Origin of the sequence: Paenibacillus sp. HGH0039, from assembly GCF_000411255.1 — a bacterium.
GTDB lineage: Bacteria > Bacillota > Bacilli > Paenibacillales > NBRC-103111 > Paenibacillus_F.
This window is the reverse complement of record NZ_KE150413.1, coordinates 424,794-438,825: the sequence shown is the minus strand read 5'-3', so window position 1 is coordinate 438,825 and position 14,032 is coordinate 424,794. Positions and strand designations below refer to the sequence as shown.

Sequence of the window (14,032 nt, the reverse complement as noted above, 5' to 3'; positions counted from 1 at the left end):
GGACAGCTCCCGAGGAAGGTGCCAATACGTCCGGCGCGAGGGGGTGTTTTTATCCGGCGATCCGTTACCGGGGAAAAAAAGAAGGCTTCCCTTCTGGGAAACCGCACTGGCAGAGCCGGCTAGCGAGCGTCCGTCATCCGCTGCTCCGTGCGGTAATGACTCGGGGTCTGACCCGTGCAGCGCTTGAACCATTTGCTGAAATATTTCGCATCCGGCATGCCCACCCGGTCCGCGATGTCCTGCACCGTCAGCTTCGAGGCGGCGAGCAGCTCCGAAGCGATGCCCAGCTTCGTGCGGCAGGTGAACGCCACGAAGCTTTCGCCCACCACGCGCTTGAAGAGCGTGCTGAAATGGCTGCGGCTCAGGCCGACCTCATGGGCCGCTTCCGCGACGGAGAGCTGCGAATCCGCCTGCTCGACGATCAGGCGCACCGCCGCCGCAATCGGCTCGGGCCACTCGCCGATGCGCACGCGGTGGCGCGTCTCCAGCTCGATGCGGCCGTGCAGGCGGCGCACCTCCGCCAGCCAGCCGGACGCGCCGGAGAACGCCGTGCCCTCGGTCCAGCGCAGCTGCGGGTCCGCCGCTTTGCGCGCGCATAGGCGGGCGTTCCACGCCTGCCGCTCTTCCTGCGGGACGAGAAGCAGCACATGCTGCCCGCTGAGGGCGGCCGCCGCGCAGAGGCCCGCGGAGGCGAGCCCGGCCGCCAAGCGCGCGGCGCAGGTGGCGGGGCCCGGTGCGGCCGAGGGGCCGGGCGCTTCCGCTTCGGCCGACGCCGGGCCTCCGCAGCCGATCAGGTAAGGCACCGTCGGCTCGCGCATCCACCGCCACTGCCCTTCCAGCAGCCTCTCCAGCTCGGCGGGAAAGCCGTCCCGGATGCCGTGCAGCCATTCGCGGAGCGCTCCTTCCACGCCCGCGGATTTGTCCGCGGCGGATGCCTCGGCTCCCCCGGACTGTGCGGGCGCCTGCTGTCCGGGCCTGCGGAGCTCGCTGCGGAAGCCTTCCAGATAGTCTCCCAGCTCCTCATCGCTGAAATCGGTTTTGAGCAAATAACCGGACGCGCCGTACTTGATGCCCTGCTTGGCGTATTCGAAATCGCGGTGGCAGCTGAGCAGCAGCGCTTTTGTCCGAGGGGCGTACTCCTTGATCTTGCGGATTAGCTCGATTCCCGTCATTCCGGGCATCACGATGTCCGTAATGACCACCTCCGGCTCGTGCTCCAGGAAAGCCTCCCAGGCCCGGGTCCCGTTCGGCGCATCCGCCACAACTTCCATGCCATAGCGTTCCCAGGGCACCGTGCTGATCAGCCCCCTGCGGATAATCACTTCATCGTCGGCAATCAGTACGCGTATAGTCGTATCGCTCATCCCGTTTCCTCCTCCTTCGGAAGCCTAATCCCGATGCATGTTCCTTTTCCCGGCTCCGACTCTACATCCAGCCCGTATTTATCGCCGAAATGCAGCTTGATCCGCTGATCGACGTTATAGATGCCGATGCTGCGTTTCTTGCGGCCTACCGCGTCTCCGGGATCGGCCAGAAGCTGCCGTGCCGTATCGGGTTCCATTCCCTTGCCGTCGTCGCACACACTCAGTCGGATCGCGTTTCCCTGCTCACGCACTTTGATTTCGATCGTGCCCGCCCCGTCCTCGAACGCATGAAAAAAAATATTTTCCACCAAAGGCTGCAGAGTCATCCGCGGAATGCGGACCTGGTCCAAGGGGATCTCCTCCGTATCGATGCGATAGCTGAACACATGGCCGAACCGGTATTCCTGGAGATTCATGTAATGATGAATCACATCCAGCTCCTCCTTCAAGGTTACCAGCTCACGTGTGTAGTTCAGGTTACCGTCGAGTACCTTGGTCAAATGCAGAATCATCTGCTGCACCTCGGCGTTGCCGGCTATTCGCGCTTTCCACTGGATGGAAGCGAGCGTATTGATCAGCAGATGGGGATTGATCTGATGGTGGAGTGCCCGGAGCTCCGCTTCTTTTTTCTGCCGCTCCACGCGTTTGACCTCTCCGAACAAATCCTGCAGCTGAACAACCATGTGGTTGAAGCTGCGGCCCAAACGCCCGATTTCATCTTCAGAATCGACGACGATCCGAGTATCCAGGCGCCCGAGCGAGACGTCCCGGATGGAATTTTTCATTTTTTTAATCCGCCTAAGGAAACGCAGCGAACTGAAGTACGCCAGAACGAAAGCCAACAGAATGGACAAGCTGACGGCCGTAAACGTAAATGTCCGGACGAGCAGAGACGACTGGTAAAACTGGTGGTAAGGCGTCCGCACTTCGATCTTCCAATCGGTCTCCTCCGACTGCTTCGTCCAGACGACATCGTCATCACGCTTTGTATAGGCCTTCGCCGTCTGATACAGAATGCGCCCTTGATCCGATATGGTCAGGAAAGCGCCCGTATCCCGTTCGTACTCGTGGAACATATCCAGCAGCTTTTCGGCTTTTACTTCGATCAGCACCCTTGCATCCTCCAGCGCCCCGACCTGATTGTGAATCTGAAAAAGCAGGCCGATCACTTTTTCGCCCGGAATGTTGGAGGTGCCGCTGTACTGCTTGGGCTCGTAAATGCTGAACCGGTACCCCGTGCGCTCCTCGCCGAACCAGGGGCTTTCCTCCACGAGATCCGTATTGGCGATGCGCTCGCCGTAATAATAGCCGGACTTCGTCAGGATAAAAATGCCTTTCGTATCCAGCGTTTTATGGGCTTTTAAATACTGTTCGAGCTGCTGCTCTTCTTTAAAGCCCAGATAAGTCGTCGGAATCTCCTCATGCAGAACCGTAAAATTGGGATCCAGCAGGTAGGACAAAATATCTCCGACGGTATATTTCATCTGAGCCAGCGTCGAATCGATCTGCACCTGCAGCTGGAATACCGTATTTTCCCCGTAACGCCCGAACTGCTCGTTTATCGTCTGCGATGACTTGGTATACAGCACATAGCCCAGAGACAACAGAGGGATAATGGCAACCAGCAAAATCAGCAGCACCAGCTTTCCCTGCAGGCTCCGGCGTAAACGAATCGGCAGTAGGCCCAGGTGTCTAAACAACGTAATCTCCCCCGCATGCAGTAAAGTAAGCGCTTCCGTAAAATGATTATAGCACGGGAAGGCTGTGTGCACATGCCTCCCCGCGCTCTATGGAATTTGAAATATAACCCAGCAGGGTCCGCTGTCTGAACGTCGTCAGTACGGAGCCCCGCTTCCGTGCGCGGGACCTTTTAGCGGGCGGCCCCGGCCGGCTCGGTTTTTTTGAGATAGGCCCGCCACGTAATGCACCACTCTTTGGGATCGTCGAAGCTGGATTCGTCGATGCGGTGGACGGTGCTGTTGTGGGGGGCGCTTTTTACGATCTCCGGATTTTCGTACGCTTCCCGCGAAATATGGCGCAGCGCATCCAGGTACTCGTCAAGATCTTCTTTGGAGTACGATTCCGTCGGCTCCAATGTGAAAGGCTGCGGAACGATATACGGATGATGACTGGTCCAGTAATGCAGCCCGAAGTCGCACATCCTGCGCTGAACATCCTCCGTCGTCACGCCGGTCTCCTTCGTCAGCTGTTCCCAGCTGTAGCGTACCTGCTCCAGGCGTCCGCCTTCCACATAAGGGGCGCTGGCGCCTCTGATTTTCAGAATGTTCGCGTACAAATAGTTGTTGTTGAGTACGGCTGTTTGAGCCACGTCCAGCAGCCCTTCGGGCCCCAGCGCGCGAATCCAGGCATACGAGCGGAGTACCGTTTGAGCCACGCCGTGGAACATCCGCACTTTGCCGATGCTTTCCGGGGTTTCCCCGCTCAGGCTGTATCGGCTGCCGTCGTATTCCACGACGGGACCCGGCAGGAACGGCGCCAGCTGTGCCGTCACGCCGAGTGCTCCGGTTGCGGGTCCGCCGCACATATGAGGCGCCGCGAACGTCTTGTGCAGGTTGAAGAAGCACATATCGAAGCCCGCTTCTTTCGCCCGCGCAATGCCGAGCAGCCCGTTCGCGTTGGCCTGGTCGTAGAAGCAGATTCCGCCCGCTTCATGCACGACGTCCGTAAACTCACGGATCCGGGGATTGAAGATTCCGGTGTCCTCGGGGTTCGCCACGACAAAACCTGCCGTCCTCTCGGACACCGCGTTTTTCAGCGCCTCCAGATCCGGGAAGCCGTCCTTGTCCGGGTACAGCGTGATGATTTTGTACCCTTTTACCGCGGCGGTTGCGGCCTGGGACGGATGAGAGAAGATCGTCGTGATAATCTCGTCGCGCTTCTCCCCTTCACCGTTCGCATCGTGATAGGCCCGGACGATGGACGCCATGGCGAAAAGCGCCTGCGTACCGCTGCTCGGCTGGAAGGAGAACCGGTCCAAGCCCGATATTTCCCTCATCGCCAAGTCGAGGCCGTGATAGACTTCGAGCATGCCCTGAACCGTGTCCGCATCCTGCAGCGGATGGAGGTCCATCATTTTGGGGCTGCGGATAAGCATCTCGTTGATCCGCGGAATGTACTTCATGGTGCAGGTGCCTTGACCGATTTCAACGTTGAAATCGGACCCCAGCGTTTCCTGCGACAGGCGCAGATAGTGCCGCAGCACCTTGGCCTGGCCGATCTCGGGAAGAGACGGGGCCGTCTCTCTGCGCATGGACGCTGGCAGGGCGGACAGACCGTCGCCCACCTCGGCTTCCACCTCCGGCTCCGCCGCCGGTACCAGAATCCCCCGCTCGCCCGGACGGTGCAGTTCGAATATGACAGGCTCATCCCATTTCGCCTGGTGGAACTTGCGGACCTTGCTGTTTCGTTCGATTCGTTTGATCATGGTGCCGATATCCCCTCTCATCGGTGGTTGATTCTATGGGTTGGTTCTGTTGCTTGGCTATTGCTTGGTTCTATTGTTTGGTTCCATTAACCGGTTCGATAGTTGGTACTATCGGTTGGTTCTACCGGCCGGTACTGTTGGTTAGTCTTATAATCCGGATTTATAAGCGGTGCTTTTCCGGATCGCTTGCCGTAACACGTGTTTCATTCCTTCGGTATCTTCTCCGCCGCTTCTGAACAGAGGATCGTCAGGCCCTTCCCAGCACTTTTTTCAGCGCCTCCGCGAGGGTATCGATATCCTGCTTCGTGTGGATTTCCGTTACACAGTAGAGCGCGCACTGTCCCCATTGCGCAAACTCGGCGGACAAATCCTTGCCTCCGAAAATACCCTGCTCAAGCAGAAGCTTATTAATCTCCGCCACGCTTTTACCGGTCGAATTAAAGTCAACGACAAATTCCTTAAACGTGGACACGTTGAATTTCATGCTGACTCCCTCTATCTCGGACAACCGCTTCTTGGCATATTCCGCCTGCTGAACGATGGTCTTGCCCACCTCAAGCATTCCCTGCGGCCCCATCAGTGCCAGATAGACGCCTGCCGTGATCCCCCACAGCGCGGTCTGCGTGCCGACGGACTCTTTCCCTTTTTCCCGCTTCGCAAAAGAAGTCCGCTCATACGCCACGTCCCCGAAGCCGTACTCGCCTTCCACCGAAGTCGGCGCTATGCCGAACAGGCGTGACGGGTATTCCATCACGTAAGCTTCTTCGTCACGCGAAGCGATGAAACCGGCCTGGCCTCCGCCGTAGTTCATGCGGATGCCGAGAGGCTGCAGGTCGCCGCAGACAAGGTCCGCGCCATAGCGGGAAGGCGGCTTCAGGACGCCCAGCGAGATCGGGTCCACGCCGACCGCAAATACGGCGCCCGCCTCCTTCGCGAGCTTGCCGATCGCCTCTCCCTGGACCTCGATGTGACCGAGGTAGGAAGGGTTCTCGATATAGACGGCCGCAGTATCCGGGCCCAGCTTGCTCTGCAGATCGCCCAAATCCAGCAGTCCTGTCGCGGGGTCGCAGCCAACGAGGGTGCAGCGGATTTGCGGCGACAGGTAGTTGCGGATGATAAGCAGGCGGTCCGGATGAGTCGTCGCCGGCAGCAGCACCTCGCTGCGGCCGTTCATGCGCGCCGCCATGCGAAGAGCGGTGGAAGCCGCCTGGGCCCAATCGAACGTCGGCACGTTGACGACATCCATGTCGACGAGCTCGGCCAGAAGGCTCTGATACTCGAACAGCGCCTGAAAGCGCCCGTGGTCCTCGTACGGCTCTCCCGCATACGCGGTCACGAACTCGGAACGCTGGCTGATCTCGTCGCACACCGCAGGCACATAATGCTGCCAGCAGCCCGCCCCGAGGAAGTTGAGCCGCTCCCGCGCGTGAAGATTGCGGTTCAGCAGCGTTTCGATGTGGCGCTGCAGCTCGTATTCGTTCAAAGCCGGACCGATTTGAAGCGTGTCGCGGTAGCGCAAAGATTCCGGTACCATGCGGTACAGCTCTTCGATAGTAGCCGCTCCGATTACTTGGAGCATGTCCTTTTGTACGTCGGATACCGTGTTCGGTATATATGGATGGGATGAAGACTGCCTGGTTGCCATCGGTAAACCTCCCTGTGTGTGCTGAATGATGGAATAGTAGAATCCTGATGAAAAAGTTAGGGGTAACATGCCGGTCAAAAATTGCTCAGGTATGGTGTCTAATCGCAAAAGCTTTTTTTCTATGCCAGTGTCACAGATCATACGGATCAGTCGATGTTCAGGCATCTGCCCATGCTGCAAACTTACTGGATTACTGCTGTTTCCGGCATCTGTACGTGTCACGGACTTACTGCTTATCGTTGTCCAGATCTGCCCGTGTTACAGACTAACTTACCTGCTTATCTCTGTCCCAGATCTGCCCGTGCCCAAGCTCTCAAGCTCAATCCCCCAAATTCTTTGCCGCAAAAAAGCTTACGCCAAACCTCCGCCGTCCACCACGAGAACCGAGCCGGTAACCCACGCGGACATCCCGCTTGCCAGGAACAGCACCGCGTTGGCAATATCCTGAGGCGTCCCCAGCCTGTTCAGCGGACGCTCCGCGGAAGCTACGAGGAAGCTTGCCTCGTCCCGGCGCAGCTGCTTGGCTTCATCGCGCAGAAGCGGCGTATCCGTATCCCCCGGACAGACGCAGTTCACGCGGATTCCGGCAGGGCCGTGGTCAATCGCCATTCCGCGGGTCAGGTTCACCACGCCTGCCTTGGCCGCGCAGTAAGCGGCCGCCTGGTCGCCGCCTTTCAGCCCCCAGCCCGATCCCGTGTTGATAATGCTTCCGCCGCCGTTCTTTTCCATCACCGGGATCGCGTATTTGGACAGAAGGAAGGTCCCTTTCAAGGAAACGTCGATCACGAGATCCCACTGTTCTTCCGTCAGTTCCACAACGGTTTTCCGCCGGATCACGCCCGCGTTGTTGAAAACGATGTCGATCCTGCCCGTCTCCCGGACCGCCGCTTCGACTGCCGCTTGGCAGTCTTCCGATTGCGTAACGTCGCACGGAATATAACGGGCGAAATGCCCCTGCTCCGTAAGGAGACGTTCGGCTTCGCGGCCGCCGGCTTCGTTCATGTCCAGCAACATTACCTTGGCCCCGTTAGCTGCCAGTGTTTGAGCGGCCGCAAAACCGATTCCCGAAGCGGCTCCCGTCACCAGGGCCGTCTTTCCGGTTAAATCCAGCGGAGAAGTGTTCGTTGTCATCTGATTTACCCCCTTGGTTGGCTTCGTGCTTGATATGCTTTCGTGCTTTCGTATCTGATCGCTTTCGTGCTTGTATCTCTTTCCGTTCCCGTTTTAACTGTCACTGAGGCGCGAAGCAGCCATCCTTACTGCTCCGGACTGCCTGCGGACGCCCCGGCAACCATCTCTTCTTCCCTGCATCTGCCGGCCAGCAGAAGGAAAACGCTCGACGTCCACGTGAACGCCCGGTCGCGCAGCCCCTCACCGGTTACGGCGTCGAAATTCTCCGCCATACCGGACTTTGCCGCCATGCGGCAGAACTTGCGGGCCACCTCCGAGGCAAATTCCTCGTCGCCCGCTCCGCGAAGCCCTTCCACGATCAGCATCGTGGAAGGGGCCCAGATCGGGCCGCGCCAGTAGCCGTCCGCCGCGTAGTACGGGCTGGACGTGCTCTCCGTCGCCAGCCCGTTGCCGGTCAAGAACCGGTCCGGCTGCTTCAAATCCGCGATCACCTTCTCGCGGATAGGGCCGGGGAGCCGGCTTCCCAGCACGATCGGGACGAACGACAGCAGGCTGTCTCCGGCCGAACGCTCGTGGGTACCGGAACGCATGGCCGTGAAGCGGCCCTCTTTCTCGTCCCAAAAGTGCCCGATCAGCTTTTGAAGCAGCTCGGTTGCCCGGGCCGACCAGCGCTCGGACTCTTCATCCAGGCCGAGCCTCTGCGCCGCGACGGCCAATACTTCCATCTGGATGACGAGAAACGCCGAAAGATCCGGGCTCTCCACGGGAATATCCGTCAGGAACGCCGTGCTGTTGTCCCAGCCGCTGTCATTGCCGTGATTGTACTGCGGAATTCCGTCTCCGTCGTCATCGCGGTACCGGAACCACCACGTCGTCCATTTGCCGAGCGGTTCGTAAATTTCCCGAAGCCGATCATCCGTGACCGCCGACGAATTTTTCATCATCCAATCCAGTGTCCACCCGTGAATGGGCGGTTTGCAGCAGTTCCAGAGCGCATATTTATCGTTTAAAAAGTCCGGCAGCATCCCGCTTTCATCCTGCCGGTCAAAAAATATCGCAAACTGATCCCAGGCTAAATCCGGGTTCGTCCCGGCCAGCGCCATCGCATTGAAGCAGTGATCCCAGCTCCATATGTTCGTCATCCAGTTCTTCGACATGTACATCGCGGGACGGGATAAATAGCCGTCCGCGCGTACGACGCAGGACCATGTAATGTACGCGGCAAGTGTCCGCGCTTCCTCCCAGTCCCCAGGAGTCCGAATCGTGCGGGAGAGCCACTGTTCCCAGTCCTGGCCCGCCATGGCCTCGGCCTCTTCGTAAGAATATGCGCCGCGCTGTCCTGGGACCGTCCGGTACTCTTCAAGAGACAAATCGAACGACTGACTTTCTCCGCCGGGAACCATCACGAAAGCAATATGCTTGGCACGGAGTCCGCCCCAGACTACATCCGGCTCGAAATGGCCGAGCAGCGGCGAAAGCAGAATCCGGACCTCCCGCGAAAAGCTGTTAAGCTCCCATCCTCTTTCCTGATAAGGAAGGGCGTAATCGTATGCGCTTAGCTCCGCCGTCAGCTTCAGTCCGATCCCTTCGCCTCTGACGCGAATGCAGTCCGGCTCCGGAATGCACCATTCCATCCAGCCCGTCCCACTTTCCAGACGAACCTTGACGGGGGAAGCTTCCACCCTGTAATCGGTCAGCGCTTCCCTGCTCTTCGGATCAATGGGGGTGATGCCGAACAGGACACCGGCCTGCTCGTCGCCCCCGCGGATCATTCGTACGTAAAGCCCTTCGCTGCGCTTTTCGCTTTGCGGCAGCCTCGATAGGGCGAAATAGGAACCAAAGCGGCTGAATGGCACCACAGACAGATCGAAATTCATAGTTGCAGCCCCCCGTTGCTCCTTGGATTCGTAGTTCCTGCTCATGAAGAGAGCGTTTACATAAAATTGTACCGGAAAGAGGAGAATCCCCACACCGACGCTTGTTGGTATCTTCGTGTCATTTTGCGCCTGCCGCGCCGCGGTTTTCAGCCGGAGGCTCTAAAGGTGCCATTTTGTATGCGGAGATTCGTCTTTTTGTTCACTGTTTTCCTTTATTCCTACCAAATAAAAAACCGCCCGGAGGCGATCTGCCTCTAAGACGGTTACTTTTAAATACCAATGCTTATAAGATCCTGTCTCTCTTGTGAGCGGCCGCTGCTGCCGGTCCTCTTATCCTTTAGTTCCTCCCTGCAGCCCGAATCCTTTCGACATGAATCTCTGGGACAGCATATACAGAATGACGGACGGAACGGCATATAGGACGGAAAATGCCGCTAATTTGCCGTAGTCGGCCATCCCGTACTGCCCGAAAAACTGATACAACTTCAAGGACACCGGGAAGTTTTCAGGAGATTGCAGAAGGATATACGGAACGAAGAAGTTCCCCCAGCTTCCCGAAAACGTAAAAACCGCTACCGTGCAAATGCCGGGAACCATCAGCGGCGCCACCACCTTGCGGATGCCTGTAAACACGGACGCTCCGTCAATCCAGGCCGCTTCTTCCAGCTCGCTCGGCACCGAGTCCATGAAGTTCTTCAGCATCCAGATGCCGTACGGCATGGACGAAGCCGCGAAAAATAAGATGACGCCGAAAATATTGTCATACAGCTTGGTGGTCAGGAACAATTGATACACCGGAACCATAACCGCCGTAATCGGAAGCGAAGTCATGAACAACACGGTAAGCATAAACGGTTTTTTATACTTTAATTGATAGCGCGACAATGGGTAAGCCGCAAGCAGGGCCAGAATAACGACGAGCATGGCTTGACCCAGAGACATGATGAGGCCGATCATATAGGCCCGCTGATTTTCCGGATTGGCGATCACCTCCGCATAATTCGTCCCAGTCAGCCGCGTGGGGACCTTAAGCGACTGCATCGCGTTGGAATCGACAGATGCCACCAGAACCCACAAAAGGGGAAGAATAAAACAGATGCCGATGAAAACAAGAATCGTATAAGGCAAGATGCGATACATCCATTTACGCTGGCTCGTATTCATACGGTATTCTCCTTGTAAGTTTGTTTACTCTCTCATCGCACGGATATAGAACAGGCTGAGGATAATGCCGAGAAGCAGCAGGAGCAGCGATATGGCCGTCCCGTACCCGAGCTGATAATTCACGAACGCCTGATTGTACATAAAAATAGGCAGGGTTGTCGTCGAGGTTCCCGGTCCTCCTCCGGTCATCGCGTAGATGAGCCCGAATACACCCAAAGTCTGCAAAGTAACCAGCATCATATTGGTGGTCAGGGTTCCTTTTATAAGGGGCAAAATAATTCTCGTCAAGATCTGCCACCTGGACGCACCGTCAACAACGGCCGCTTCTTCGATCTCCGCAGGCACGTCATCCAGCGCCGCTTGAAAGACGAGCATGGAAAACGCCGTCCCGTGCCAGATGTTCGCCAGAATAATCGTAATCATCGGAACGGTATACAGCCATGTAACGACCGGAATGCCGAAAAACACCAAGATCGCATTCAAAGTCCCCTCATCCCCGAAAAAGCTGTACAGACATAAAGCGCAAACGATTTCCGGGGTCACCCAGCCTGCCAGCACGATGGTTCCGATCACCCGCCGGAAATGCTTATTTTTGTGCTTCATCAGAAGCGCAACCAGAAAGCCCAGCACCTGCTGGCCGATAACGGCCGATCCGATCAGAAAAACGAGCGTATTCCAGATGCTGATCCGGACCGTAGGATCTTGAAACATCCGCACATAGTTATCGAAGCCGGTAAACTTCAGTTCTTTCGCAGCTTCCCCCGTCAACGCCAGATTCGTAAAGGAATAATAAAAGGTCAGCAAAATCGGATAAATAAAAAACACCAGCATAATCGCTATCGAAGGAAGCAAAAAATAAAACCACGAAGAGGTTCGTTTTTTCCTATAAAGATCTTGGACCGCCACACTACTCATCCGCATCCCCCTCCCGTACTTTAACGGTACAAAAAACCTGCTCAAGCTTGGTCCAGGCAGCCGGAGTGATGAGTGGCGTCGCATGACGGATGAGTGATGTCGCATGACGGCAGTCACCCTCTTCATTCCCGTCCTCCCTGCCGTCTTCCGCATGTGCCTGAGCAGGCAGCCTGTCAATTACTTTTCCGTGATATGCTCCGCGCCTGCAATACGGGTCACATCCTGCGTATATTTATTTAAAGCAGCCGCGGGCGCTGTCCCCGTTGCCACCGATTCGACCATCGTTTGAATCTGAGTGGACACTTCCGGGTATTTATCCTGCGCGGGCCTAAACTCGGCATTCTTCAAATATTCCGTTGCCAGCTCATTAAACGGCATTTTCGTGTACCCCGGGTCTTTCGCTACGTCTGCCCGGACCGTTATATTGCCGGAAGCGATCACGAGCTTCTGCGTATTTTCTTTATTCAGCGCGTATTTAATAAAATTCCACGCTTCGTCTTTATGCTGCGCATTGCTGGGAATCGACAAGGCCCATCCTCCGGCTAGCGTGATCGAACCCGGGGCCTGACCTTTGCTTGTCGGCATGGGCGCAAACCCGAGCACATCTTTATAAGCCGGCCACGGTGCCGCCCCGCCCTCCAGATAATTGCCGGTGATCCAGGACCCGTCGAGCGAGATCCCGAGCTTGCCTTTCGGCAAATATTCACGCGTAGCCGTGTTTCCGGCTTGGCCGTTCAGCACTTTAGACAGCGGCGGTCCGAGCTTTTCTTTCGTCACCGTTTCGATAAAACCGAGCGCATCCAGAATCCCCTGGCTCTTCACGATCCATTTCCCGCTCGCATCGTCGTACAACCTATCTCCGGTACCATAGAGAAGCATTTCGTAAGTCTGCATCGAAGTCGCTTCTCCCGTAGCCTTTCCCATATTCATCCAGATCGGAACCACATCCGGCGCTTTCTCCTTAATTGTCCTTGCCGCATTCAAAACCTCATCCCAGTTTTTAGGCTGCCAATTCTCGGGAAGTCCGGCTTTTTTGAAAATCTCCTTGTTGTACCACAGTCCCCTCGAATCCGTATTGTAAGGGACCCCATACACCTTGCCGTCGCTTGCCGTTACCCCTTTTTTCATAGCTTCGATAAAAGAGCCGTTCGTCCAATCTTCCCACCCCTTCAACCTGTCATCCAACGGTTCCAGGTACCCCGCACTCGCATCCGAGTTCAGAATGAACGTGTCCTCCGTCACAATATCCGGTGCTGTATCCTTCGATTTCAGTGCCAAGGCTATTTTGGCAAAATAATCTCCCTCGGACGCCTGAATCGGGGTAGGCTTGATTTCCACGCTTTTATCCGGATAACTGGAAGCCACTTCCTTGATCCATTTAAACAGAGCACCCTGCTCGCCAATTCCATCGTCTCTATAAGTAATGGTTATCGTTTTCTTAGCGGCCGGGGAATTTCCCGCATCCTTTCCCGTCTGGGTCGGTCCCGGTGTCGTTTTTACGCTCTGGCCGGAACATCCGAACAGCAACGCCGAACTTAACAAAACCGCCGTGACACTCCACTTCTTTCTTCTTCCGTCTGCCATGGCTTGCCCTCCTTATTTTTGGATACAGTTGGCTGCTTCAGACAAGATTTTTAAGCGCTTACACAAAGGTTTATTTCACTATATTTTTATAATGCGCTAAAAAGAACTTTTATTTATTATTATCACTGAAAAGCAAAAAGCCGCTCCCCTATAAGTCAGAGAAACAGCTGCTGCAAAATGAACAAGTATGAAGGTAGAGAACAGCGCACAGTTGGTCGACTTGCTCGATCTTCCGCTCGATCTTAACCAGCCGTCAGATACTTCTTCGCAGCTCCTAGCGAGTGGTGTGGCATCCACATGACGGTGGTCGCCGATAGACTTGTCCTACCGTTCGATTAGCCCTCACAAGGGGCATAGTTTCCTGGTAAGATTCGACTATGCCTCCTCTTGAAAGCATCAAAAAAAGAGCCTTTCGGCTCTTGGTTATATGTATGGCTCCCCGAACAGGACTCGAACCTGTGACAACTCGATTAACAGTCGAGTGCTCTACCAACTGAGCTATCAGGGAATAAGATGGTGGAGCCAAGGGGGATCGAACCCCTGACCTCATCGCTGCCAGCGATGCGCTCTCCCAGCTGAGCTATGGCCCCAAAATGTATCCTTATGTGGTTATCAGGAAAATGGTGGGCCCTAGTGGACTCGAACCACCGACCTCACCCTTATCAGGGGTGCGCTCTAACCAGCTGAGCTAAGGGCCCATATGTAACACCTATATAATAGGTAGAAACACGATAAAAGGATAAGAAAAGCCCACCGTTAAGTGGGCTCTTGCTTGGCAACGTCCTACTCTCCCAGGACCCTTCGGTCCAAGTACCATCGGCGCTGGAAGGCTTAACGGTCGTGTTCGGGATGGGTACGCGTGGTTCCCTTCCGCCATCGTCACCAAACAGGTGTCTATTCAGACACA

General features: G+C 56.2%; 9 protein-coding genes, 3 tRNA genes and 1 rRNA gene. All 13 read right to left on the bottom strand.

The features are described 5' to 3' along the window. Positions 1-119 precede the first annotated feature (119 nt). A complete protein-coding gene (locus HMPREF1207_RS16240; RefSeq protein ID WP_009672125.1) occupies positions 120-1,364 on the bottom strand; it encodes a response regulator transcription factor in 1,245 nt (414 codons plus the stop codon). Further along, positions 1,361-3,064, bottom strand: coding sequence for a cache domain-containing sensor histidine kinase (locus HMPREF1207_RS16235; protein ID WP_231392103.1), 1,704 nt, complete (start codon positions 3,062-3,064; stop codon positions 1,361-1,363). The genes HMPREF1207_RS16240 and HMPREF1207_RS16235 overlap by 4 nt, the downstream gene beginning before the upstream one ends. Positions 3,065-3,234: 170 nt before the next feature. Further along, positions 3,235-4,809 (bottom strand): aminomethyl-transferring glycine dehydrogenase subunit GcvPB, encoded by a 1,575-nt coding sequence (gcvPB, locus tag HMPREF1207_RS16230; protein WP_009672277.1) that lies wholly within the window; start codon positions 4,807-4,809, stop codon positions 3,235-3,237. A gap of 247 nt (positions 4,810-5,056) precedes the next feature. Continuing rightward, complete coding sequence (gcvPA, locus tag HMPREF1207_RS16225; RefSeq protein ID WP_009672185.1) at positions 5,057-6,454, bottom strand: aminomethyl-transferring glycine dehydrogenase subunit GcvPA; 1,398 nt, start codon at positions 6,452-6,454, stop codon at positions 5,057-5,059. Between the two features lie 351 nt (positions 6,455-6,805). Continuing rightward, entirely contained in the window at positions 6,806-7,585 is a 780-nt protein-coding gene (locus HMPREF1207_RS16220) for an SDR family NAD(P)-dependent oxidoreductase (protein ID WP_009672102.1), read from the bottom strand. 125 nt (positions 7,586-7,710) lie between these two features. Beyond that, positions 7,711-9,462: an amylo-alpha-1,6-glucosidase gene (locus tag HMPREF1207_RS16215; protein ID WP_009672103.1), complete on the bottom strand. Its 1,752-nt coding sequence runs from the start codon at positions 9,460-9,462 to the stop codon at positions 7,711-7,713. A gap of 330 nt (positions 9,463-9,792) precedes the next feature. Then, positions 9,793-10,626, bottom strand: a complete 834-nt coding sequence (locus HMPREF1207_RS16210; RefSeq protein ID WP_009672198.1) for a carbohydrate ABC transporter permease — start codon at positions 10,624-10,626, stop codon at positions 9,793-9,795. Positions 10,627-10,650: 24 nt separating this feature from the next. Then, entirely contained in the window at positions 10,651-11,541 is an 891-nt protein-coding gene (locus HMPREF1207_RS16205; RefSeq protein ID WP_016423817.1) for a carbohydrate ABC transporter permease, read from the bottom strand. A 177-nt stretch (positions 11,542-11,718) separates the two neighbouring features. Beyond that, the gene (locus HMPREF1207_RS16200; RefSeq protein WP_009672055.1) at positions 11,719-13,125 is read right to left on the bottom strand and encodes an ABC transporter substrate-binding protein; all 1,407 of its coding nucleotides are present in this window, start codon (positions 13,123-13,125) and stop codon (positions 11,719-11,721) included. A 432-nt stretch (positions 13,126-13,557) separates the two neighbouring features. Then, positions 13,558-13,633, bottom strand: a tRNA-Asn gene (locus tag HMPREF1207_RS16195). A gap of 6 nt (positions 13,634-13,639) precedes the next feature. Further along, a tRNA-Ala gene (locus HMPREF1207_RS16190) sits at positions 13,640-13,715 on the bottom strand. Between the two features lie 31 nt (positions 13,716-13,746). Next, a tRNA-Ile gene (locus HMPREF1207_RS16185) sits at positions 13,747-13,823 on the bottom strand. A gap of 72 nt (positions 13,824-13,895) precedes the next feature. Next, positions 13,896-14,012, bottom strand: a 5S ribosomal RNA gene (gene rrf, locus HMPREF1207_RS16180). Between the last annotated feature and the right edge of the window lie 20 nt (positions 14,013-14,032).

Coding starts and splice junctions, on each gene's coding strand:
- HMPREF1207_RS16240 (WP_009672125.1), bottom strand. CDS start 1,364: ATGAGCGATACGACTATACGCGTACTGATTGCCGACGATGAAGTGATT.
- gcvPB (WP_009672277.1), bottom strand. CDS start 4,809: ATGATCAAACGAATCGAACGAAACAGCAAGGTCCGCAAGTTCCACCAG.
- gcvPA (WP_009672185.1), bottom strand. CDS start 6,454: ATGGCAACCAGGCAGTCTTCATCCCATCCATATATACCGAACACGGTA.
- HMPREF1207_RS16215 (WP_009672103.1), bottom strand. CDS start 9,462: ATGAATTTCGATCTGTCTGTGGTGCCATTCAGCCGCTTTGGTTCCTAT.
- HMPREF1207_RS16210 (WP_009672198.1), bottom strand. CDS start 10,626: ATGAATACGAGCCAGCGTAAATGGATGTATCGCATCTTGCCTTATACG.
- HMPREF1207_RS16220 (WP_009672102.1), bottom strand. CDS start 7,585: ATGACAACGAACACTTCTCCGCTGGATTTAACCGGAAAGACGGCCCTG.
- HMPREF1207_RS16200 (WP_009672055.1), bottom strand. CDS start 13,125: ATGGCAGACGGAAGAAGAAAGAAGTGGAGTGTCACGGCGGTTTTGTTA.
- HMPREF1207_RS16205 (WP_016423817.1), bottom strand. CDS start 11,541: ATGAGTAGTGTGGCGGTCCAAGATCTTTATAGGAAAAAACGAACCTCT.